Source organism: Corynebacterium sp. MSK044 (assembly GCF_030232825.1).
In the GTDB taxonomy this organism is placed as follows: domain Bacteria; phylum Actinomycetota; class Actinomycetes; order Mycobacteriales; family Mycobacteriaceae; genus Corynebacterium.
Window position 1 is genome coordinate 32,821 of sequence record NZ_JASPJJ010000014.1, and the last position, 22,545, is coordinate 55,365.

Annotated in this window: 18 protein-coding genes; 12 read left to right on the top strand and 6 right to left on the bottom strand. The window is 59.4% G+C overall.

Translation table 11 applies throughout. From position 1 onward, the window contains the following. The first annotated feature begins 31 nt into the window (after window positions 1-31). The 8 genes from QP994_RS08540 to QP994_RS08575 all read left to right on the top strand — a co-directional run bounded on the left by QP994_RS08540 (window position 32) and on the right by QP994_RS08575 (window position 8,405). Window positions 32-1,630 (top strand): DUF4352 domain-containing protein, encoded by a 1,599-nt coding sequence (locus QP994_RS08540; protein ID WP_284866212.1) that lies wholly within the window; start codon window positions 32-34, stop codon window positions 1,628-1,630. Window positions 1,631-2,085: 455 nt separating this feature from the next. After that, window positions 2,086-2,844, top strand: coding sequence for a succinate dehydrogenase cytochrome b subunit (locus tag QP994_RS08545; RefSeq protein WP_284866214.1), 759 nt, complete (start codon window positions 2,086-2,088; stop codon window positions 2,842-2,844). A 20-nt stretch (window positions 2,845-2,864) separates the two neighbouring features. After that, window positions 2,865-4,886: a fumarate reductase/succinate dehydrogenase flavoprotein subunit gene (locus QP994_RS08550; RefSeq protein WP_284866216.1), complete on the top strand. Its 2,022-nt coding sequence runs from the start codon at window positions 2,865-2,867 to the stop codon at window positions 4,884-4,886. Then, a complete protein-coding gene (locus QP994_RS08555) occupies window positions 4,886-5,635 on the top strand; it encodes a succinate dehydrogenase/fumarate reductase iron-sulfur subunit (RefSeq protein WP_284855962.1) in 750 nt (249 codons plus the stop codon). Before QP994_RS08550 ends, QP994_RS08555 begins: the two co-directional genes overlap by 1 nt. A 30-nt stretch (window positions 5,636-5,665) precedes the next feature. Beyond that, window positions 5,666-6,043, top strand: coding sequence for a hypothetical protein (locus QP994_RS08560; RefSeq protein WP_284866219.1), 378 nt, complete (start codon window positions 5,666-5,668; stop codon window positions 6,041-6,043). Between the two features lie 86 nt (window positions 6,044-6,129). After that, on the top strand, window positions 6,130-7,452 hold the full coding sequence (locus QP994_RS08565) for a DUF445 domain-containing protein (protein ID WP_284866221.1): 1,323 nt from the start codon (window positions 6,130-6,132) through the stop codon (window positions 7,450-7,452). 48 nt (window positions 7,453-7,500) lie between these two features. Then, window positions 7,501-7,824: a DUF2516 family protein gene (locus tag QP994_RS08570; RefSeq protein ID WP_502870033.1), complete on the top strand. Its 324-nt coding sequence runs from the start codon at window positions 7,501-7,503 to the stop codon at window positions 7,822-7,824. Between the two features lie 5 nt (window positions 7,825-7,829). Then, window positions 7,830-8,405: a hypothetical protein gene (locus tag QP994_RS08575; RefSeq protein ID WP_284866223.1), complete on the top strand. Its 576-nt coding sequence runs from the start codon at window positions 7,830-7,832 to the stop codon at window positions 8,403-8,405. On the opposite strand, the gene QP994_RS08580 is transcribed toward QP994_RS08575, so the two are convergent. Continuing rightward, the gene (locus QP994_RS08580; protein WP_284855966.1) at window positions 8,386-9,162 is read right to left on the bottom strand and encodes an LmeA family phospholipid-binding protein; all 777 of its coding nucleotides are present in this window, start codon (window positions 9,160-9,162) and stop codon (window positions 8,386-8,388) included. The two genes, QP994_RS08575 and QP994_RS08580, sit on opposite strands and share 20 nt — an antisense overlap. A 100-nt stretch (window positions 9,163-9,262) precedes the next feature. After that, window positions 9,263-9,754 carry a DUF2505 domain-containing protein gene (locus QP994_RS08585; protein ID WP_284855967.1) on the bottom strand — a complete coding sequence of 164 codons (492 nt, stop codon included), beginning with the start codon at window positions 9,752-9,754 and terminating at the stop codon, window positions 9,263-9,265. Between the two features lie 24 nt (window positions 9,755-9,778). On the opposite strand from QP994_RS08585, the gene QP994_RS08590 reads away from it, so the two are divergent. After that, window positions 9,779-10,840, top strand: coding sequence for a UDP-N-acetylmuramate dehydrogenase (locus QP994_RS08590; protein WP_284866225.1), 1,062 nt, complete (start codon window positions 9,779-9,781; stop codon window positions 10,838-10,840). A 6-nt stretch (window positions 10,841-10,846) separates the two neighbouring features. On the opposite strand, the gene QP994_RS08595 is transcribed toward QP994_RS08590, so the two are convergent. From QP994_RS08595 to QP994_RS08605, 3 genes are all read right to left on the bottom strand, one after another. Further along, entirely contained in the window at window positions 10,847-11,908 is a 1,062-nt protein-coding gene (locus QP994_RS08595) for a hypothetical protein (RefSeq protein WP_284866227.1), read from the bottom strand. Window positions 11,909-12,251: 343 nt separating this feature from the next. Continuing rightward, window positions 12,252-15,635 carry an HtaA domain-containing protein gene (locus QP994_RS08600; protein ID WP_284866229.1) on the bottom strand — a complete coding sequence of 1,128 codons (3,384 nt, stop codon included), beginning with the start codon at window positions 15,633-15,635 and terminating at the stop codon, window positions 12,252-12,254. 316 nt (window positions 15,636-15,951) lie between these two features. After that, window positions 15,952-17,742, bottom strand: a complete 1,791-nt coding sequence (locus QP994_RS08605) for a long-chain-fatty-acid--CoA ligase (RefSeq protein ID WP_284866231.1) — start codon at window positions 17,740-17,742, stop codon at window positions 15,952-15,954. 319 nt (window positions 17,743-18,061) lie between these two features. Between QP994_RS08605 and QP994_RS08610 the strand changes: the two genes are divergently transcribed. Then, window positions 18,062-19,078: a MinD/ParA family ATP-binding protein gene (locus tag QP994_RS08610; protein WP_284855972.1), complete on the top strand. Its 1,017-nt coding sequence runs from the start codon at window positions 18,062-18,064 to the stop codon at window positions 19,076-19,078. Between the two features lie 11 nt (window positions 19,079-19,089). After that, a complete protein-coding gene (mshA, locus tag QP994_RS08615) occupies window positions 19,090-20,370 on the top strand; it encodes a D-inositol-3-phosphate glycosyltransferase (protein WP_284866234.1) in 1,281 nt (426 codons plus the stop codon). A 12-nt stretch (window positions 20,371-20,382) separates the two neighbouring features. On the opposite strand, the gene QP994_RS08620 is transcribed toward mshA, so the two are convergent. Then, window positions 20,383-21,657, bottom strand: coding sequence for a chymotrypsin family serine protease (locus tag QP994_RS08620; RefSeq protein ID WP_284855974.1), 1,275 nt, complete (start codon window positions 21,655-21,657; stop codon window positions 20,383-20,385). A 131-nt stretch (window positions 21,658-21,788) separates the two neighbouring features. On the opposite strand from QP994_RS08620, the gene QP994_RS08625 reads away from it, so the two are divergent. Beyond that, entirely contained in the window at window positions 21,789-22,535 is a 747-nt protein-coding gene (locus QP994_RS08625) for a phosphoglyceromutase (RefSeq protein ID WP_284866235.1), read from the top strand. Window positions 22,536-22,545 lie beyond the last annotated feature (10 nt).

Sequence of the window (22,545 nt, forward strand, 5' to 3'; positions counted from 1 at the left end):
ACCGTATGAACTGAGCAAGAAGGGTCAAGACGTGTCAACGAACAACCCCAATGGCGGCCCCACCCCGGGCCCGAACGATCCGAAGGGTCCAGTAGATCCCAAGGATCCGAAGACTGGTAATGACTCTCAAGCCGGCTCGTCCGGCACGAGTGGCTACACCCCGTCGAGGTATTCCACCGGCGCCGGCGGCACCAATGGCACTAGCAGCACTGGTAGCACCAGCAGCGCCAGCACTTCTTCTGGGTACACGAGTTCCCCGTACGGCAGCACGCCGTCATCGAACAGCTCGAGCCCCACAACCCCCTTCGGCCAGGCCAACCAGTCGGCTTCTGCTAGTGCTTCGGGCCAGTCCGATAAGCCAGCTTCGTCTGGCCAGCCCAGCAAGCCGAGCGAGCCAAGCCAGCCGACGCAGTCAGGCCAGCCCGGCCACTACGGTGCGGGTGCTGGTTCCTCGTTCGGTGGGCAGCAGTACGGCGGACAGCAGTCAGGTTCCGGTTACGGTGCCTCCAGCTTCGGTGCGCAGGGTAGCCAGGGTGGTCAGAGTCGCCCGACTACGCCGGGTGGCGTGAATGAGACCCGTGAGTTTGGTGCACCGCAGTCGGCGTATGCGCAAGGTGGTCAGAACTCTGGCTTCCAAGGTGGGCCACAGGGCGGACAGCAGGCTGGTCAGCAGGGCTTCCAGCAGGGTGGTTACGGCTCGCAGTACGCGGGCGGCCAGTACGGGGCACAGGGGCAACCTGGCCAGCAGGGCCAGTACGGCCAGCAGGGCCCATATGGTGGTGGCGGCTACCAGAACCCGTACCCGGGTATGACGCAGCAGGCGGATGGGGAGAAGCCGAATATTGCGGGCATCATTGGTCTGATTCTCGCGGTCTTCGGTTTCATTCTCGCCTGCATTCCGGTTATTCAGGTCATCGGCTGGGTCGTGCTGTTTGTGGCATTTGTCCTGGGTATCGTCGGTCTGTTTATTCAGTCCAAGTCGAAGGTTCCGGCTATCGCGGCGATTGTAGCTTCGGTTCTGGGTGGCATCGTGGGAACGGTCGTGTCCTTGGGCATTCTCGGGGCGGCACTCGGCACTGATGATCCGGAGCCGACCACTACTGCGCCAAGCACCACAGAGGGTACGGAGGCTCCGGCTGCTACGGACACTTCAGCGGCAAAGCCGTCGTCTGATAACAAGCCGGATCCGAACAGCTCGCACAAGGGGACGCGTGAAGATCCGCTGCCGATCGGCACTCCGATTCAGTCCGGTGACTGGGTGATCACGGTGAATTCCGTTGACTTGAACGCGCATAACACGGTCATGTCTGAGAACCCGTTCAATGATGAACCGGGAGCTGACATGGAGTACATCATGCTGAATCTGACTATTGAGTATGTCGGTGACAAGGCAGATGGTGACCACGCTATGGCGGACGTGGACTATGTGGGAGTGGACGGGAATACCTACTCCTGGACCGACCACGTAGCTGTGGTTCCGGATGATCTGGAACTGTACAAGACCCTGTACAAGGGTGGCAGCGTTACCGGCAACATGGCTATCGCAGTGCCGAAGGACACGAAGGACCAAGGCGTTCTGTCTGTCCGCGCGGACTTCATGGGTGACAAGAAGTTCGTCGCTGTGAAATAGTGCTGTGAAATAAAAGCCTGATACTGTGCCCCCGGTTCCGAAATGGAGCCGGGGGCATTGCCATGAAAGCGTGAACAACAGGCGGTTTTATGCCGATTGGCAGGCCATATTCACTTAGGTTCATCTAACCAACCAAAGGTTGACACCCTTCGGGGTGAACCTGGTGGGGGTGACCAAAATTAGGGGTTGAAAGTGGGAAACCTCACAGCTATGGGTGGGGGCAATGGGGCAAGTGTTGCCAGGCTTGCCGGGTGGGAGAGAAACGACAGCGCAAAGGGGGTAAATGAGGGGGATTGGGTCGGGGGACCGTGGGGCGCCCGAAAGTAACTGTGAAGAGATGCGCGTCAAATGGCCTAAAAAGTGGTGAGAAGCGGGGGTAATAACCAGAAGCAAACCTGTTTGACTCGTGAGAAATCTCAAAGAAACCGTAAAGTTAAATCGACACTGGAGGTGCCATGACTGTAAAAAACGCAGATCGTGACGCAATTCGTCACGGCAAAATCACTGAGGAGCCGCTGCGTGAGCGGCCCGGAGTGCCTACCTGGGCACTCAAGCTCATCATGGCCGTGACCGGCCTGTTCTTCTTCTTGTTCGTCATCGGCCACATGGTCGGTAACCTCAAGATCTTCATGCCGGACCACGGCGCGCAGCCGGCTATCGACGAGTACGGTGAGTTCCTGCGCTCGATGGGCCAGCCCATTTTCCCAGGTGAGTCGCTGCTGTGGATCATCCGCATCGTGCTGCTTGCCTGCTTGGTGCTGCACGTGTGGGGCGCATTCGCCCTGCACGGTCGTTCCCGTCAGTCGCGCGGTAAGTTCCGTCGCACCAACCTGATGGGCGGCCTGCAGTCCACCGCTGCTCGTTGGATGCTGGTGACCGGCGCGATTCTGCTGCTGTTCATCATCTTCCACCTGCTGGACCTGACCATTGGTGAGGTTGTGGCCTCCGACAGCTTCGTCGCAGGCTCCATCAAGGCGAACATGATCGCTACGTTCGATCCTGCTCGCTGGCCGGTCACCCTGTTCTATGTGGTGGCAATGCTCGCGCTCTTCATGCACATCACCCACGGTGTGTACCTGGCTGTGTCTGACCTGGGCTGGCTGGGTAAGCGAGGCCACGCGATCATGGTCGTCCTGGCTTACTGGATCCCGGCCATCGTTGTGATTGCCAACATTGCGATGCCGCTGGCTATCGCATTCGGATTGGTGTCTTAGGAACTGCTGGAGGAACGTCAATGACTACTGCAACTAACCCGGCTACTGACGCCGACAAGAAGGACTTCACTAACCCGCAGTCCAAGGCCAAGGGTGTAACTCCGGGCACCATCCTGGAGAACAATGAGCCCAAGGGCATCCCGATGCGTGACATGTGGAGCTACCAGAAGGACCACATGGAGCTGGTCTCCCCGCTGAACCGTCGTAAGTTCACGGTCATCGTTGTGGGTACCGGCCTTTCTGGTGGTGCTGCCGCAGCCGCACTGGGCGAGCTGGGCTACAACGTGAAGAACTTCACCTACCACGATGCGCCGCGCCGTGCGCACTCCATTGCTGCTCAGGGTGGTGTGAACTCCGCCCGCGGTAAGAAGATGGATAACGACGGTGCGTACCGCCACACCAAGGACACCGTCAAAGGCGGTGACTACCGCTGCCGCGAGTCCGACTGCTGGCGCCTCGCCGTTGAGTCGGTCCGCGTGATCGACCACATGAACGCGATCGGTGCTCCGTTTGCTCGTGAGTACGGTGGCGCTCTGGCTACCCGCTCCTTCGGTGGTGTGCAGGTCTCCCGTACCTACTACACCCGTGGTCAAACAGGCCAGCAGCTTCAGCTGTCCACGGCGTCTGCACTGCAGCGCCAGATCCACCTGGGCAACGTGGAGATCTTCACCCACAATGACCTGGTTGAGTTCATCATCACCGAGAAGGACGGCAAGAAGCGCTGCGAGGGCATTGTTACCCGTAACCTGATCACGGGTGAGTTGGTTCCGTTCACCGCGCACGCTGTGGTTCTGGCTACCGGCGGTTACGGCAACGTGTACCACAAGACCACGCTGGCGAAGAACTCGAATGCTTCCGCCATCATGCGTGCGTACGAGCACGGTGCGTACCTGGCATCTCCGGCTTTCGTGCAGTTCCACCCGACGGGTCTTCCGGTCAACGCCAAGTGGCAAGCCAAGACGACCCTGATGTCGGAGTCCCTGCGTAATGACGGCCGTATTTGGGTGCCGAAGCAGCAGGGCGATGACCGTCCGGCGAATGAGATCCCGGAAGAGGATCGTGACTACTTCTTGGAGCGCCGCTACCCGGCCTTCGGCAACCTGGTTCCACGTGACGTTGCGTCCCGCGCTATCTCCCAGGAGATCAACGCTGGCCGTGGCGTTGGTGCCCTGCACAACGCTGCGTACCTGGACTTCGCTGACGCGATTGAGCGTCTGGGCAAGGACACGATCAAGGAGCGCTACTCGAACCTGTTCGAGATGTACTTCGACTCCGTGGGCGAGGACCCGTACGAGTCCCCGATGCTCATTGCCCCGACTGTTCACTTCACCATGGGTGGTCTGTGGACGGACTTTAACGAGATGACCTCCATCGACGGCCTGTTCGCTGCCGGTGAGTGCTCCTGGACCTACCACGGCGCTAACCGCCTTGGCGCGAACTCCCTGCTGTCCGCTTCCGTTGACGGTTGGTTCACCCTCCCGTTCACGGTGCCGAACTACCTGGCTGGCCACCTCAACGAGCCACTGCTCGACCTTGAGGCGAAGGAAGTCACCGAAGCTGTGACCCGCTCCCAGGAGCTCATTGACCGCCTGATGAACATCAACGGTGATGAGCCGCACGGTCCGGACTACTACCACGAGCAGCTCGGCGCGATCCTCTACGAATCGTGCGGTGTTGCCCGTAACGTGAAGCTCATGGAGAAGGGCCTCAAGGCTGTCCGTGAGCTGCGCCGTGACTTCTGGGCAAACGTGAACATCCCGGGTGCCGCAATGGACATGAACCAGACGCTGGAGAACGCCATCCGTGTGGCGGACTACATCAACCTGGGTGAGCTCATGATCATTGACGCCCTGGACCGTGACGAGTCCTGTGGTGCGCACTACCGTGAAGACCACCTCTCTGAGGATGGCGAGGCCGAGCGTGATGACGAGAACTGGTGCTTCGTCTCCGCTTGGGAGCCGGCTGGTGAGGAGAAGTTCGTCCGCCACGCTGAGCCCCTGTACTTCGATTCGATCCCGCTGATGACAAGGAACTACAAGTAATGAAACTGACACTTGAGATCTGGCGTCAGGCCGGACCCGACACTGAAGGATCCTTCGAGACCGTTCAGGTGGATGACGCTGTTGAGCAGATGTCCATCCTGGAGCTGTTGGATCACGTGAACAACGCCCGCGTTGAGGAGGGCAAGGAGCCTTTCACCTTCGCATCTGACTGCCGTGAGGGCATCTGTGGTACCTGTGGTCTGACCGTCAACGGTCGTCCGCACGGTGCTGGCCAGAACATCACTGCCTGCCTGCAGCGTCTGTTCAACTACAAGGACGGCGACACGCTGAAGATTGAGCCGTTCCGTTCTGCTGCTTTCCCGGTGATCAAGGACCTCACCGTTGACCGCTCCGCACTGGACCGCGTCATGCAGCAGGGTGGTTACGTCTCCATCCAGGCTGGTACCGCTCCGGATGCAGATACTCTGCACGTGAACCACGAGACCGCTGAGAAGGCGCTCGACTTCGCTGCCTGCATTGGCTGTGGTGCTTGTGTGGCTGCCTGCCCGAACGGTGCTGCACACCTGTTTACCGGCGCTAAGCTGAGCCATCTGAAGCTCCTGCCACTGGGCAAGGAGGAGCGCGGCAAGCGTGCTCGTCAGATGGTTGATGAGCTGGAGACCAACTTCGGCCACTGCACCCTCTTCGGTGAGTGTGCGGATGTGTGCCCGGCTGGTATCCCGCTTGAGGCTGTCGGCGCTGTCAACCGTGAGCGTGCCCGCGCGGCATTCCGCGGTAAGGACGACTAGGCTTCGCTTTAAAGGAAGAGAGGAATTTCCATGAGTGGACACCACGGACCTGCACCTGTTGCGGATCGTTCCGTCGAGACCTTCCCGGAGTACGGCCAGAAGATCCAGGACAGCTACATCGAGGGCTATGACCCGGTTTCGTTGGGTGCACCGCACTCTTCGCTGATGCGTAATGCCACCTGGATCGGCATGGGCCTGATGCTGGCTTCCCTGGCTGGCATGGGCACGTTGATCTACGGTGCTGGCACCTACATTTGGGGCCACGGTGCTTCGGACAACATCACCAACGAGCTCTTCATCGCTGGTGCGGTGATGACTGCGGTGATGGTGATTGGTTCGATTGTTCTGATCGCTGTTGGTCGCAAGGACTACAAGGCTTACCGTAAGGAGACTGGTCGCCGGAACTAACGGCGCCACGAAAGCCTAAACAGGGAAACCTCCCACTTCACGTGTGTAAACGTGAGTGGGAGGTTTCTTTGCGCTTTAATCAAGCTATGGCTGAATACACTCTCGATAGTGCCGCCGCCGATTTGAATAGGTTGGGGGTTCCGGGCTTGTCCCTTGCGGACCAGGCAGAGAAGCGCCGTTCGCTGCGGATCCATAAAACGATCATGACGGGCTTGCTCGTCGTGGCGGCGATTATTTTTATCATCTGCACGTTGTGGCTAAAGCACCTGGATGGAAATGCTGCATGGTGGGTTGGTCTGCTACGCGCAGGCGCTGAGGCCGGCATGGTTGGTGGTTTGGCGGATTGGTTCGCTGTTACAGCGCTGTTCCGGCACCCGATGGGACTGCCAATCCCGCACACCGCGTTGGTGCCTCGTAAGAAGGATCAGATCGCTGGGGACTTGTCTAAGTTCGTTGGGGATAATTTTCTGAATGCGGATCAGATCGCGCAGCAGATCTCTAATGCGAATCTCTCGGAGAAACTGGGTTCATTCTTAGCGCAGCCGGAGAATGCGGAGCTGGTTACGGACAAGGCGTGCCAGTTCACTGTGCACGCCATCAATGCGATTGATTGTACGGAGGCAGAGGCCCTGATTAATCAGCAGGTGATCAGCCGGTTTACGGAACCAGCGTGGGGGCCTCCGTTGGGGCGGATACTTGATGCACTCATTGCGGACGGCAAGGTTGAGCCGGTTGTGCAGGAGATCATTTCATGGGGCCGCGTCAAGGTGCGGGAGATGGAACCCACGGTGGTCACCTTGATTGATGAGCGTATGCCACGTTGGGCACCGCGTTTTGCCAAGGAGCTTGTGGGGGAGCGGGTGTACCGCGAGCTGGTTGTGTTCATGGCGGAGGTGGATACTGATCCGCAGCATGAGGCGCGTGGCGCGATCCGCCGTACGCTTTCGCAGTTCGCGCAGGACCTCCAGTTTGATGCGGAGATGATCACGCGCATCGAGGAGCTGAAGCAGGACATAATGGGGTCGCGTGCAGCAGCGAATCTTGCGGGAGAGTTGTGGGATGCGGCCTCAGAGTCGCTTATCGACGCTGCGGTGGACCCCAACTCCTACCTCCGTCGCCGTGGTGCCGCCTCCGCTCAAAGGTTGGGTGAGCGCATCAACAATGATGCATTGCTGCGGGAAGACTTGGACCGCCGTATTGAGGGCCTAGCCCGCTGGTCGGCGAAGTATGCCGCGGACGAAATCACTGGAATGATTGCTAAGCAGATTCAGAGCTGGGATGGCCAGGAAGCCGCGGAGAAGATTGAGGTGGAGGTGGGTAAGGATCTGCAGTTCATTCGTCTGAACGGCACGATTGTCGGTGCGCTCGCCGGCATTGCTATTTACACGGTGAGTCACTTCCTGCTCTAAGCTCAAACCCAAGACAATTCCTGACCGTAGAAAGGCTTTGATCCCGCCATGACCTTGCTCCAGCTCTCGAACCTTCCGCTTGAAGCGTGGATCATGCTTTCACCCACCTTGCTGCGCCAGTTGGTTATGGCGCTCGTGGGTCTCGCAGGCCTCGTGGGGGCGGGGATGGCGAGTGTCACGCGCGATGATGCGTTTACTGCGGCAGACCGTATGCAGAAGTGGGCGTGGGTGGCCGTCCTCGTAGGCAGTGGTGCTGCCTGCTTGAGCGGTTTCGGCTTCCTCGGCCTGATTGGGTGCGTGTTCATCGGTATTTACTTCTTCGATGTGCGCCCCCAGATCAATAACATCCTGCGCGGTAATTACGGCTGGTAGTCGGCGTGGACGTTTCCGCTGAGGATCTTGCGTGGCTCTCACAGCGCATCGGAGTCTTTGACCCGGGGGCCAAAGCGCCATCAAGCAGCAGCATTATCGACGACCCTCAGGCAGGCCTTGTCGTCGAACCCACCGGAGTGGCCGGGTCAGCAGCCCCCGTCATCGCGCTCGTGGGGTGGCCAACGGGACGCCACCACAGCCTGATCAAAGCGGCTGAGGCACGCCTGGCGGTCCAGGAAGGTGCAGGGGAGATTTGGCTAGCGGTGGATACTGATCTGCTTGTCGCCGGCGACAACAGCAGTGCCAGCGCCGTGCTGGCGGACATCATTGCAGTAAGCCAGGTGGTGGATGAGCCGGCGAGGGTGGGGGTGGTTGCAGGGAGCGTCGATAAGCAAAAAATTGAAGCTCTCGCGCGCATCGCGCAACGTGCAGAGGTAGCTGTCCTCGCGGTGCCTGCTGGGGCGGATCTACCGTCGACGGCCTGTGAACTGGCGGTCTATGGTGTGGAGACCCTTGAGGGGGCAGTGGACGCGCTCTACGCTGGCGCGCACCGCGTGTTTATTACACCTGCAAGTCGTTGAAGTGAACGTTCTCTCCGATGATGGTCACGGCAAAACCGCCATCAACCACGTCAAAACGTTCCACCTTCATGGGGCCAACCACCTGGTCATTGAGGCCACGCTCGAGCGCAACGCTCACTGCGTCTGAGAAGAAGTCCGGCAAACTACGCCCCAGAAGCTGAGTGGACACCGCCTCAAACACGGGCTGGCCGTTCTGAATATTCGGGCGTAACTCTACGGCAAAAGCACCACTGGAAAACACGATGGTGAAGGTGCCACCATCCGGGTTTGCCTGCACGTTGGAGACATTAAGGATCTTGTTGTAGCCGGGGAACTGCCCATCGCTGGTCTCCTCCAGCGAGGCCCCAAGCTCGCGCTGCAGCATGTCGCGGACAACCGCCTGCGGCAAAATAGTGTGCACCTCAACCCGGTCTGCCCGAGGATCATCAGGATCAAGAATGAACCCAGTCGCATTGATTTTCGCAGCTGGGGTGCCAGCAATAGAGGTGCTATCAGGGGTGAGAGTGGACGGCAGATCCAGGTTGATGTGGTGGATCTTCCCAGTGGCCAGCCCAAACAAAACTGGCTGCGCACCGAAGTACACCTTGGGCTCACGCTCCACGGTCACGGTTTCGGGCGCGCCATCGAGAAAACTTGTTTTGATTTGCTGCGTGATGAACACTCGGATGGCTATTTCCAAAACGAAAAACAGCACGATCAGCGCAGCGAGGATTCCAAGGACAATTTTGAGTCCTCGGCGTGATTTCGTGCGCGTCATGGAACGTTATTGTTCATCACACACTTGACATTGCCACGTGTGCTCCCACCAAAGATCCTGTGAGTTTCCTGGGGGGAAGCGGTGTGGCGTGAGGCGGGGTTTAGAGGTTCTCGCTGATCCACTTCTCGGTCAGCTCGCCCTCCTGGTTGAACAGGTCACCCAGGGCTTCGCCCACCTTCGGCTCGATCGCCGGGCCCATGAACGGGATGTTCACGGAAACCTCGTTGTCGTAGCTCAGCGTGGTGGTCTCGCCAGCACCGGCGAGCTTGATGGTGCCACCGAAATCCACCGGGGTGCCCTTGACGTCAGCGGTGTAGGAGACCTCAGCTGCGTCGCCCTCGAGCGCGCCGATGTTGACCACGCGCTTGACCTTCAGCGCCTGGGAAACCATGGACTGCACAGCCTCTGGCAGGACGGTAGTGGGTAGAACCTCGAAGAGGGTAACGGAGTTATCGGTGAATTCGTTGACCTCGCCTGCCTCAGGCGACAGGTTTGCGGCGATGAACTCCCAGTATGCGCGGGAGGAGTATGCCTCGTGCACCTTTGCTACGGGCTGGTTGATGGTCACGGTGTTTTCGCTATGAGTTGCCATGCCAAACAGACTACCGTTGTTTGAGTGCATGAACATTCAGCGACTCCACCGGCCGAGCAAATTGACGACGTGCGTTTAGCCGACCTGACTACGTTGCGTGTGGGAGGTTCCCCGCGCTACGCATATCGCGCCCGCACCTCTGACGAGCTTGCGCGCACCGTTTCGCTTATCGACGCCTCCCGTACCCCCCTCCTCATCATCGGCGGCGGCTCCAACCTCGTCGTGGCTGAGGGGGACCTTGATCTTGTTGTGGTGATCGCCGCCAATGACGGTATTGAGGTGAACGCCGATGGTGTGCCGGGTCTTGTTCGCGCCGGCGCAGGTGCTGTGTGGGACGACGTTGTGGCCGTCACGGTGGAAGCGGGCCTGTCCGGTATTGAAACCCTGTCGGGGATCCCCGGCTCTGCCGGTGCCACGCCGGTACAAAACGTCGGCGCTTATGGTGCGGAGGTGTCCGACGTGCTCACTCGCGTCCACCTGTACAACCGCGAAACCGGTGCGACTGAGTGGGTGCCCGCCAGCTCTCTTGAACTGGCATACCGCTATTCCAACCTGAAGTTCACCGGCCGCGCGGTTGTCCTGGACATCGAGATGCAGCTCGCGCCCGCTGACCTGTCCATCCCACTGCGTCACCTGGGCGGGGAGCGCCTTCCGCTTGCCGACGCCCGCGCGGACATCCTCCGCGTCCGCGCCTCCAAGGGGATGGTGTTGGAGGCTGCGGACCATGACACCTGGTCCGCCGGCTCCTTCTTCACCAACCCGATCGTGCCCGCGGCCGTCGCTGACGAGGTCGCCCGTACCGTCGGCCCCGACGCCGCCACCATGCCGCGCTACCCCCAGCCCGACGGCATGGTGAAGCTGTCTGCCGCCTGGATCATTGAGCGCGCTGGCTTCTCCCGTGGTTTCCCCAGCGAAGACGCCCCCGCCCGCCTGTCCACCAAGCACACCCTGGCGCTAACCAACCGTGGCACCGCCACCGCCGACGACATCGTCGCGCTGGCCCGCACCATCCGCGACGGCGTCCGCGACCGCTTCGGTGTCACCCTCGTGCCGGAACCGGTGTGGGTGGGTGTTTCCCTGGACTAGCTTGCGTTAGTTAAGGCCGATCGGCGGCAAGTGCTTTCGCAGATCCGGGTATGCGTTCAGAAGCAGCACGCCCATGAGCGAAAGTGCGCTAATCACACTTGAAAGGACCACCAGCGTCCCACCGAGGATGCGAAGCCACGCAGGAACATCAGACGATTCCGAAGGGACGGGCTTCGGAGGCTCCGGCGAAGGAATCGGTGTGATGGTAGGGTCCTGCTCCGTCTTGGCGTCAAAGTCGATGGTTATGGGGTGCGGAACCTTAGCCGCGTCCGTGGAGCCTCCTGAGGTGTACCAGAACGACGACAGGCCTGTTTCAAATTGGAAGTCCACAAACTCTTGTGGCCACGCTCCCCACGCTGCTCCGGAGCGCACCTGTGGTCGGTTCCCTTGCTCTACCTCAATTTCGCGTCCCGCATATTCAGGCGAAATAACAACAGATCCAGTGCCGTCAATGTGGACATTCTTGAATGTCGCAATTTGAACATCCTGACGGGGTGCCAGTGGGTGTTTTGTTAGTTTGACGCGATCAGATCTGTAGCCTGACAGGTCCCCACGCAATTCCCCGGTGCCGCCTGAATTGACCACCAGGTGGGGGTTGGTGATGCTGAACACCGCCATCCCTCCGAAGAAGTTGAAGCTCATTGAGCCTTCCCACGCGATTGTGGCAGAACCATCCGGATTGACCACGCCATGGCCGCCAGAAAACTCAACTACCTGCTGTGCATTGCCCATGCGCAGGAAGTTGTTCTTGGTATTCCAGGTAGGGGAAGTGACGGAATCACCGTTGATGATCTTGATGGCCACGGCACCGTCGCTGGCGGAATAGGTCCCCTTCTTTCCGTCGGAAATACCAGCTGTGAGGTAGTTGACACCGCCTACAGGTGGCCGTTTTTGAAGCTGATCATTAATAGACCAACGCAGCTGTGCGTCCTTGATGGTCCGTGCTTCCTGCGGAACAGGGGTGGCTTCCTGGGCATGAGCGCTTGTGGGAGGTGGCATGAGTGGGCCCAAAATGATCGCGAGCGCCATAAACAGTGTCGCCCATATACGCCTTGCGGAGATAGACATGAGCCTTCCTTAGGTTGAGGGGATTGAGAACACGACCGCGGGAACCCGCGGGATCAGATGAATAAAGGGTAACCTAAACCTGTATCAATCGAAATGGTGAGTGGTTTGTGGGGGCATGTCAGATTGGATTTCGGGCTGGTTTGACTATGTGCCCCGCTGCCCATCCGCGACCTGGGTTTTTGCTGCGCGTGCTGTGACATAGTCAAACCAGTTCCGCAGCCAACAACGACGAAGCCCCTTCCCGCGTTTGAACTGCTCCCCACTAGTCAGTAACTGATTTCTCAGTCCAACTTTCGGGGGCTAGTTCATTGGCGGGAAGGGGCTTTAGCGGTTGAGCGAGGCGTTAGTTGGGGCCGATTGAAGGCAGGTACTTTCGCAGGTCTGGATATGCGTTGAGAAGCATCATGCCCACGAGCGAAAGCGCACTAATCACACTTGAAAGGGCCAGCAACGTCCCGCCGAGGATACGAAGCCAGGAGGGGCCATCAGAAGATTCTGAGGGGGTAGGCATTGGCGGCTCCGGCGTAGGAGTTGGCGTGGTGGTGGAGTCCTGATCTGCCGTAGTGCCGAAGTCGAAGGTAACCGGATGCGGAACCTTGGCACTGTCAGAGGAGCCTCCCGACGAGTACCAGTAAGAGGACAGGCCTGTTTCGAACTGGAAGTCCACAAACTCTTGCGGCCATGCTCCCCATCCTGCTACGGAACGGTTCTGCGGTCGATGTCCTTCGGGAACTTCAATCTCCCGGCCCGCGAATTCAGGCGAGACGGTAATGGATCCAGCTCCATCAATATGGACATGCTTGAATGTTGCAATTTGAACGTCCTTGCGGGGCTGTAGTGGGCGTTTTGTTAACGCAGTGCGATCAGTTTCGTAACCGGATAGGTTGCCACGTAGTTCTCCAGTTCCATCTGCGTTGGTCACGAGACGGGGGTTAGTGATGCTAAATACCGCCAAGCCTCCGTAGTAGTTGAAGCTCATTGAGCCTTTCCACACGATCGTGGCAGATCCATCTGGATTGATAGAACCGTGACCGCCCGAAAGCTCCACTACCTGTTGTGCTTTTTCCGTACCGAGGAAGTCAGCCTTGGTCTCCCATGAAGGAGACACTACGGAATCGCCGTTGAGAATCTTGATGGATACATCACCGTTGTCGGCGGAGTAAGTTGCTTCCGTTCCATCAGAAATGCCAGCCGAGAGGTAGTTAACGCCTCCAGCGGGTGGACGGCGCTGGAGCTCGTCGTTGAAAGCCCAGCGCATTTTGGCCTCTTTGACAGATCGCGCTTCTGGTTGGGTTGGTGTTTCGCCTGAGCTCCCTGTCTGCTTCACGGTCAGTGTTGCCGGAGCGGTGAAGATATCGCCCGCGTCGTTCACTGCGTGTGCTCGGACCCTCACTGAATTCATGTCGGGAGTGATCTTGGACAGGGTAAGCACCGAGGTGGTGTCATGGGTTTCTACCGTCGTGTCGTCGTCAAGCGAAATATCTGCCCAGAACCCGTTGGAGTAGCGCTGCCACACGACTTTGGTTGCTGGCGGATGGGATGCGAAGCTCGCGCTGAAAGCGGCTTGATCACCTGCCTTAACGGTGATGTCTTTGGGGTGTTGGGTCACAGCCGGTGCGCCTGTCACAGTGATGGTCGCGGCATCGGACACCACGTCCCCGCGTGCAGTGCGTTCGACCGCACGGAACTGTGTGCCGTTATCGGCCGCGGTGACATTGATTGTCAGCTCATCCCCTGTTTCTCCGGCGATATCCTCAAAGGAGCCTTCATTGGGGCGTTTGACCTGCCACTGGCGAGTGCTAGCCAGGTCTGTCTTCGTTGCCTCCGCGTTCAGGGTCACGGACCCTTCATAGTCACGTCCGAGGTTGATTGTGGCGGACGCTGGCGAAGCGGTGAACGACGGCGATGTTCCGAGCAGCTCAAAGCGCCTCAAGCCAGCGTTTTTGGTTTCAGGGTCTGTCACCTGGAAGACCACGGATCCGTCTGCGGTGACCGTGAGTGGGAACGTTGGTTGTGGAGACAAGCCGGCATTCGAGGTATCAGGGAATTGGTAGCGGTGGACAAACGCACCGTCACGGAGAACATACAGGGCTTTATCCCGGCCGAGCACATACTGGAATCCCGATGTTGGATCGAAGGTTGCGGCGTAAGCTGCAGTATTTTCCCAGTTAGGAAGGGTGAATTCTTCGCCTGCCTCGGCCTCGTCGTCTTCTACAGTGACTACCTGCAGGTCACCGTAGAAAAGGTCAGCGGTGCTAAGGAGGACGTGCTTATCGTCTATTCGTTGAGCAATGGAGTATGCAGTTCCTAGCAGTGCCTGCTTTGAAGGAGTGGTGCCTGCGATCGGTGTTGCAAATGTTTGCTTGCCGGCGCGCTCAAGGAGAAACGCTGGCATACCTTTACGTTTCGCGCTCCCCGCAGTTTGGTAGGTGCCACCGAGTGCAGCCACATAAACACCGTCGCCGATGGGAACGATATTCATTGGCTGGAAAGACTCACTGGTGAACATTGACGGGCTGAGCATGAAGGGCTGTTGTTCGCCGATTCGACGGGATTCAAGGTTCAGCGGTGCGATCGTTTCGCTCCAGTCCTCCCCGTCCAGATACACGAACCCGATCTTCTTCGGATTGTTCGTGCCAGTGTCGATTGCGACAACAAGCTCGTTTTCGTGGGAGTCCCAGACGATGGAGCCGATACGGCGATAATCCGGGTCGTCGGTAAGCGTTGCGACAGTACTGACCTGCGTCTGCTTGGTTTCAGGATTGTATTGAGCCCTCTTGATGTCCACATTGCTCAGGCCAGAGCGGTTCGCACCAAGCGATAAATCACTGTAAAACACCGACTCGCTTTCCGGGTCGTAGGCAAAACGGGCCGAGGTTGACTTGCTCACCGGCAATGGTTCGGACGCAAGTTCCTCCATCGTGCTGGCCTTGATATGCCGGAGCGTCAGCGCAGGTGTGTCCGAGGTGATCTTGGAATATTCGATGACGTGCAACAGGTCATTTGTTGGTGAGGCGAAGGTGACAAAAGGTTGCTCGTCCTGGGTGTTGCTCACCCATGTTTGATTCGGGGACAAGACGGGAATGCCACCGGGGAGTTCCGGTTGGGATGTATCGGGCTTGCCACCAGGTCCTTCATACTCGATGGACACTGGGTCGATGGGTGTGCCCTCCGGGTAGAGGTCAATGAGAGAGGCCTGAAAAGCAGGAATCCGATTCCACGTGGTCGTGTTGTTTTCCGTCGTGGGATTCACGTCGGAGAGATTCAGGGTCGCGTACGTGCCGGATTTTTCTTCCAGCTGCCCGGTCGACCGAGAGTTGCCCACGTAGTCCAAACGAATCTCTTGGGAGGTAGGAGAAATCACAACTTCAACGTTTTTATAGGTCGAATCGAGCTGGTACGTGCCGTCAGGCATTTTGTACTGCGTGAACCTAACTTGGCCTTTGGTTTTCACCTTTAGGGTGTTCGACTCCGGGTCGTACGTGCCGGATTCAATTGGCCAGCTGTACTCACCGCTGGGTAGCACTTCAACGCCCCCAGATACTGTTGCTGCTTGGGCACCGACGTAGTTGCGCCAAGACTCGTAGATTCCCCAAGTCACTCGGCCTTGAGTGATGGAGAAACTTTCTTGGGCATGGGCAGTTTTGGGCGGTGGCATGAGCGCACTCGAAATGATCGCGAGCACCATGAACAGTGCCGCCCATGTGCGCCTTGCGGAGATGGACATGAGCCTTCCTTGGATTAAAAAGATTGGGAAAATGGTCCTGGAAAATTACCAGATCAGGTGAATGAAGGTTAGCCTAATGTCACATCAATCTAAATGTTGAGTGGGTGGCCGGGGGTAGAGCTAGGTTCTTGGTGCACACGCTGCTTGGCGCCTCGAGCGGCTTTCGGGTCCGTTTGACTATGCACTTCGCTGTGTGTTTTTGACCTGGGTTTTTGCTGCGCGTGCGGTGGCATAGTCAAACCGGCTCCGCAGCCAACAACGACGAAGCCTCTTCCCGCGTTGGCGGGAAGAGGCTCGCGTGGCGTTGGGCTAGGCGTTAGTTGTCCTGCTTGCCCTGCTCGATCTGCTCCTCGCTCGGTGCCTCCGGGGTGCCGGCGGCGTTCTCACCGTCGGCAGCGGTGCCGGCGTTGAGGCGGTCGATCAGAGACTGCTGGACCTCACGGCGGCGGATCTTGCCGGTCATATCGCGGTTGAGCTCCTCGAAGTGGTAGAAGGTGCGCGGCACCTTGTACGCGGTGAGGCGCTTACGCGCGTAGTCCTGCAGCCCCTTCGGGTCGAGCGCTGCACCCTCGGCGAGGGTGATACAAGCAACGACATCCTCGGAGCCATCATCGCGCGGGCGACCCACGACAGCGATGTCTTCGATGTCGCGGTGCTCACGCATGACGTTTTCAACCTCATCCGGGTAGACGTTGAAGCCACCGGTGATGATCATCTCCTTGATGCGGGAGACTAGGCGGAGCCAGCCGTCCTCTTCCATGATGCCCATGTCTCCGGTGCGGAAGTAGCCGTCCACGAACGCCTTCTCGGTAGCCTCGGGCTTGTTCAGGTAGCCCTTCATCACCTGCGGGCCCTTGACAATGAGCTCTCCTGGCTCGCCGTCCGGCATGAGCTCGGTCGGGTTGTCCGGGTTAACAATGCGCACGAGGGTATTCGGGAACGGGATGCCGATGTAGCCGGGGCGACGGGTGCCGTCCATCGGGTTCGCGGTGACAATCGGCGAGGTCTCGGTCAGACCGTAGCCTTCCACGAGGTTACCGCCGGTGACCTTCTCCCATGCCTCCACCGTGGAGACCGGCAGCGTGGATGCGCCGGAGAAGGAGTTGCGGATGGAGTCCAGTGTGGTGCCGTTCTTGATGGCGGACTGGCTGATGCGCTGGTACAGGGTGGGCACGCCCGGCATCCAGGTAGGCGGGTTCTTCTTCAGTGCGTCCTGGATCAGGTCTGGCTCTGGTGCGGGCAGCAGGATGATCTCGCCGCCGACCATGATGCCCAGGCCGAGGTTGAGGGCCAGACCGTAGACGTGGAAGAGCGGGAGGACAGCGAAGATCTTCTCATCGGTCTCGCCGAGGCCCTTCACCCAAGCCTTACCGGCCTTCATCTGGTAGTTGAAGTTGCCGTGGGTGATCTGGGCACCCTTGGGCTCACCGGTGGTGCCGGAGGTGTACAGGATCACGGCGGTGGTGTCCTGGTCAATCTCCGGGCGGGCAAGATCATGGCCTTCGCCGCCGATGGCGGAAGACAGCAGCATCTCAAATGCGATGGTGTCCGGTGCGGGGCCGGAGAGCTTCTCACGGGATTCGCGCAGCTTCTTCACCGGAACGTACTTGAGCGCGAGCTCCATGTACTTAGGCATTGCCTTAGTCATGTCCACGGAGATGATGGTCTCCAGCGGAGTGTCCTTGCGTAGGCCTGCGAGGTTGCCTGCAGCCTTGTCCCACATGATGGCCACGCGTGCGCCGTGGTCCTGGAACTGTCCGCGCAGCTCGTGCTCGGTGTAGAGCGGGTTGTGTGCAACAACGGATGCGCCCAGCTTCAGTGTGGCGATGAAGGAGACAACAAACTGCGGGCAGTTCGGCATGACCAGTGCAACGCGGTCACCTGGACGGACGCCGAAGGCCTGGAGGCCGGCAGCACAGCTACGGACCTGACGGTCAAGCTCAGCGTAGGTGGTGGTTTTGCCGAAGAAGTACAGAGCATTCTTATGGGACTTCTTGGCCAACGTTTCGTCATAGATGTCCAAGATGGTGTCATCGCCGAGTTCTACCTCCGGCGGAGTCCACTCTGCGTAGCTGGATAGCCAGGCTCTTTCTTCGAATGCCGACATTATTGTCTGCCCTCCACGTTTGTTGTGAATTGGTTTACTCCCGCGAAGTATATATGTGATCCGTAAGCTATGGGGGAAATTTTGTAACTTAAATCACGCAACCTTTGCTTGTTCCGAGTAAGGCGCATTGGCGCGCTAGGATGATGGGCCACAGCGGGCTGTAGAGGGGCAGCGCGCACGGTAAAGGGGGGGATTTTTTAAGTGACGGATACGCACGACCATCCTCAGCAGCACCGTGAGCAGCCTTACAGGCGGTTCGCTCACAACGGATTGGGAGAGTGGGTGCCAGAAGTTACAGCGTCCCGTGGGGGTGCAGCCAGTGCCACCGCAACCAGCACAACCAGCGCAGCAGGCCCAACCAACACCACCAGCCGAGCCAGCCCAACCACCGTCGGTGATGGAGGGGCCGAAGGCGTTGGATGGGGGAGTCGTCGTTAAGCCTGCAAAAGCTCCCCCGAAGTCTGGCTGGCGCAAGCTTGTGCACGGGGTGACAGGCGGGCGCGTGAATCCGGGTGCTTCTCCCCGCGAGCAGGAGCTCAATGATCTCACCGAGTTGATCCGCACCCCGCTGCGTGGTGATTACCGGATTGCGGTGATGTCGCTGAAAGGCGGCGTGGGTAAAACAACAACGACGGTGGCATTGGGTTCTGTGTTGGCGGAAGAGCGCGGGGATCGCGTGATCGCGATTGATGCGAACCCGGATTTTGGCACCCTCGCGCAGCGTGTGGCGGCGGATGCGGCGGGTGCTGCGACGATTCGAGATTTGTTGAGTGCCCCGGACACCAACCGCTACGGACAGGTGCGCGCTTACACCACGCAGGGCACGTCACGCTTGGATGTGATTGGCAGTGAGCGCGACCCGGCAGTGTCAGAAGCATTCAGTGAGGCTGATTACCGGCACGCGGTGGATATTCTGCAGCACCACTACAACCTCATTCTCACGGATTGCGGGACAGGGTTGATGCACTCGGCGATGGAGGGCGTGCTGGATTTGGCTAACACGCTGATTCTGGTGACCTCACCCGCGTTGGATGGGGCGCAATCCGCGGCAGCCACCCTGGATTGGTTGAGTCTGCACGGCTATGACCGTTTGGCGGCGAATGCGGTCGTGGTTGTGTCCTCCCCATCCCCCAAGGTCGCGGTGTGTATGGATAGTGTGGTGGGGCACTTCGCCGCGCGTACGCGGGCAGTCCACGTCATTCCGTATGACGCGCATTTGGCGGAAGGATCTGGCATTGATGTTGCACGGATGCACCGGCGCACTCTGCGTGCCTACCGGGAGCTCGCGGCCACACTGGCCACGGATTTTCAGCAGTGGCACAAGCATGCGCGCTAGGCTGGGGGACCATGCGCGTAGCCATGTTGTCCATGCACACATCCCCGCTTGAACAGCCGGGGTCGGGTGATGCCGGCGGTATGAACGTTTATGTTCTGAATATCGCCCGTGAGCTTGCCGCTACTGGCATGGACGTGGATGTGTATACCCGCGCCACGCGGCCAAGCCAGGGGGATGTGGTGCAGGTGTGTGAGAACCTGCGTGTGATCAACATTGTGGCGGGACCGTATGAAGGCCTGGCTAAAGAGGAACTGCCTACGCAGATGGCGGCGTTTGCTGGCGGGATCGTGCAGTTCACGCGGGATGAGGGGCTGGAGTATGACCTCATTCATTCCCACTATTGGCTGTCCGGCCAGGTGGGATGGCTCCTGCGGGATCTGGTCCGTGTGCCACTGATCCACACTGGGCACACGTGGGCCGCCGTGAAAAATGCGGCGCGCCTGGGTGCGGCTTCTGCGGATGATGCGGATTCGCCGGAGACAGAAGCGCGGCGTATCTGTGAGCAGCAGCTGGTGGACAATGCCGATGTCCTGGTGGTGAACACGCCTGATGAGATCACGCAGCTGGGCCGCCATTATGACGCGGACCCTGCCCGCATCCGCGTGGTCACTCCGGGCGCGGATACACGGATGTTCACGCCGGGTACGAACCGGAATACGGAAGTGGCTCGGCGTCATCTGGGTATTCCGCTGGATAGCAAGGTGATTGCTTTTGTGGGCCGGCTCCAGGAATTCAAGGGGCCACAGGTGCTCATCCGGGCGGTTGCGGAGCTGCTGGAGCGGGATCCGGATAGCAATGTGCGCGCCATCATTTGCGGTGGTGCGTCTGGTGCTGATGCGTCGGTGGATTATTACCGCGCGATGGCGCACAAGCTCGGTGTGGGCCGCAAGATTCGTTTCCTCGGTCCGCGCCCGCCGGAGGAGCTCGTGCAGATTTACCAGGCGGCAGACGTCGTCGCGGTGCCCAGCTACAACGAGTCTTTCGGGCTTGTTGCCATTGAGGCGCAGGCGACGGGCACCCCGGTCGTGGCCGCACGTGCGGGCGGGTTGCCCATTGCGGTGGCTGATGGGGAGACCGGTGTGCTGGTGGACGGCCATGACCCGGTCGACTGGGCTGATGCGCTAGAGCAGTTGCTTATCGACGACTCCGGGCGCATCACCATGGCCGAAGCCGCCGTCGAGCGCGCAGCGCAGTTCAGTTGGGCTGCCTCCGCTGCAGCGCTTGCGCAGGTGTACGGGGAGGCCGTGAAAGGATTTGAGCCCACTCCACAAAGGCGTGCAGTGGGCAATTAGAGCCAGGAACTGTTAGTTCAGTCCGTCGAGCGCGGCGTACACGCCTGTGTTCACAATGTTGTTGACGTGGGCGCCGGCGTAGTTACCTACGGCGTTGGCCAGGGTGTTGCCGGCATCAGCGATCTGGTCCAGGGGTACACCGGCAACGGCAGCTGCCGCGCCGAGAACAGCGAAATCACGCAGGTCTGCGGCGATCACATCCACATCAGCAGTGGCGTTAGCTACTGCCTGGTCGAACTGCTGGCGTGGCGTAGGCTGCGCAATCATCTCCGGGGAGAGACCCGGGTTGTGCTCTGTGAAGTACCGGTTGAACTCCACTTCCTCATCCTTGATGGACATGAAGTCAGCACGGTTCCTATTCGGCGCAGCCGGGGTGAAGTAGTCATTCACTTTGCCCGCAGGCAGTGCATAGGCGGATTCAATCGCACGGTCAGCGCGCTGTGCAGTACCCAGTGGGCCAAGACCAAGCGAGGTCACGCCGATGATCTGCCCAGTGTTGGGGTCAAAGTTCACACCGCCGGAATCGCCGGTGGCGTAACCCAGGTTCAGGGACCACACGTTATTAGCCGTGTAGAACAGCTGGACGCCACAGGTGCGGCCCTTCGTGGAACCGTCCTTGCACACCGGCTGCGCGAAGTTATCCAGAGCAATCTCACCCGGAGCGAGCGTGCGGTACGTACGCACACCCGTCAAGGTGACAGGGGCGCTGGGTCCACGGTTGAACTGGTCGCGGGAGGAGGCGGAGCCGTCGGCCCCCGCGCCGTCGTCAAGCACCACAATGCCCCAGTCTTCCGCGCGCAGAGCTTTCTGCGTGGACTCGCCGAGCGTCTCGTACCCGCTGGGCAGACCGTTGGTGTGCACGAGGTCGATGGAACCGAGCTTCTTGTACCCGCCACGCACCGGCGCGTCGACGTTACGGCCCATGAGCATGCCGCTGACATCTTCAGCAACAAGGCAGTGACCGGCGGACACCATGATGCGCTGTTGTGTGCCATCCGGAAGCGTCACAGTGCCCACAGGACCCTGGGTGCACACGCGGGCGAGCATGTCCGGATGCACGTCAAGGCCGGTGACCTCCTTGAAGGTTGCATTGCCGGGGCCAAACGGGGACGCCGCATCAAAGGGGCGCAGGCGCATGGGCGCGCCGGGAGCAGCAATGGCAGGGCTGGCCGTTGTTCCTTGATTACTCACTGGCTCAGCAGCGGCAGAAGGAGCCTGGGTAGCGGGAATGAGACTACACAGGACGGCGAAAACGATGGCGGGGGAGGAAAAACGACGCAAATTCACACCAGTTAATTTAGACCACAGGGGGCACATCTGGGGAATAACAGCGCCGGTAAGTTTTCGTACTACCCTATTTCGGTAGGGGAACCCCGTTTCACCGGCGAAGAAGCCGATGTTTTGGCATGCTGGGCAGTATGAGTAACGGAAAGCTAGTCCTTGTCCGTCACGGACAAAGCAAGTGGAATGAGTCCAACCAGTTCACCGGCTGGGTGGATGTGGATTTGACGGATAAAGGTGTGCAGGAAGCTATCAACGCTGGCAAGTTGATGGCCGAGAAAGGCGTCCTCCCGGACATCGTGTTCACCTCGCTGCTGCGTCGTGCTATTCGCACCGCCAATATTTCCTTGAATGCGGCTGACCGGCACTGGATTCCGGTTGTGCGCAACTGGCGTTTGAATGAGCGCCACTACGGCAAACTGCAGGGCCTGAACAAGGCTGAGATCCGGGACAAGTTCGGTGAGGAACAGTTCATGTCCTGGCGTCGCTCCTACGACACCCCGCCGCCAGAGATTGACGTGGATGACCAGTACGCGCAGACGAATGATCCGCGTTACGCATTCCTGCCTGAGGTCCCCCGCACGGAGTGCCTGAAGGATGTTGTGGAGCGCTTCCTGCCTTACTACATCGACGTGATCCTTCCAGAGGTACTCGAGGGCAAGACTGTCATGGTGGCCGCGCACGGCAACTCCCTGCGCGCTCTGGTGAAGTACCTGGACAACATCTCCGACGAGGACATTGCGGCGCTGAATATCCCGACGGGTATGCCGCTCGTGTACGAGATTGACGGCAAGGGCAAGGTGTTCAACCCTGGCGGCACCTACCTGGACCCGGAGGCAGCAGCTGCAGGTGCCGCTGCTGTTGCGAACCAGGGCAACAAGTAAGGCCTGCTTG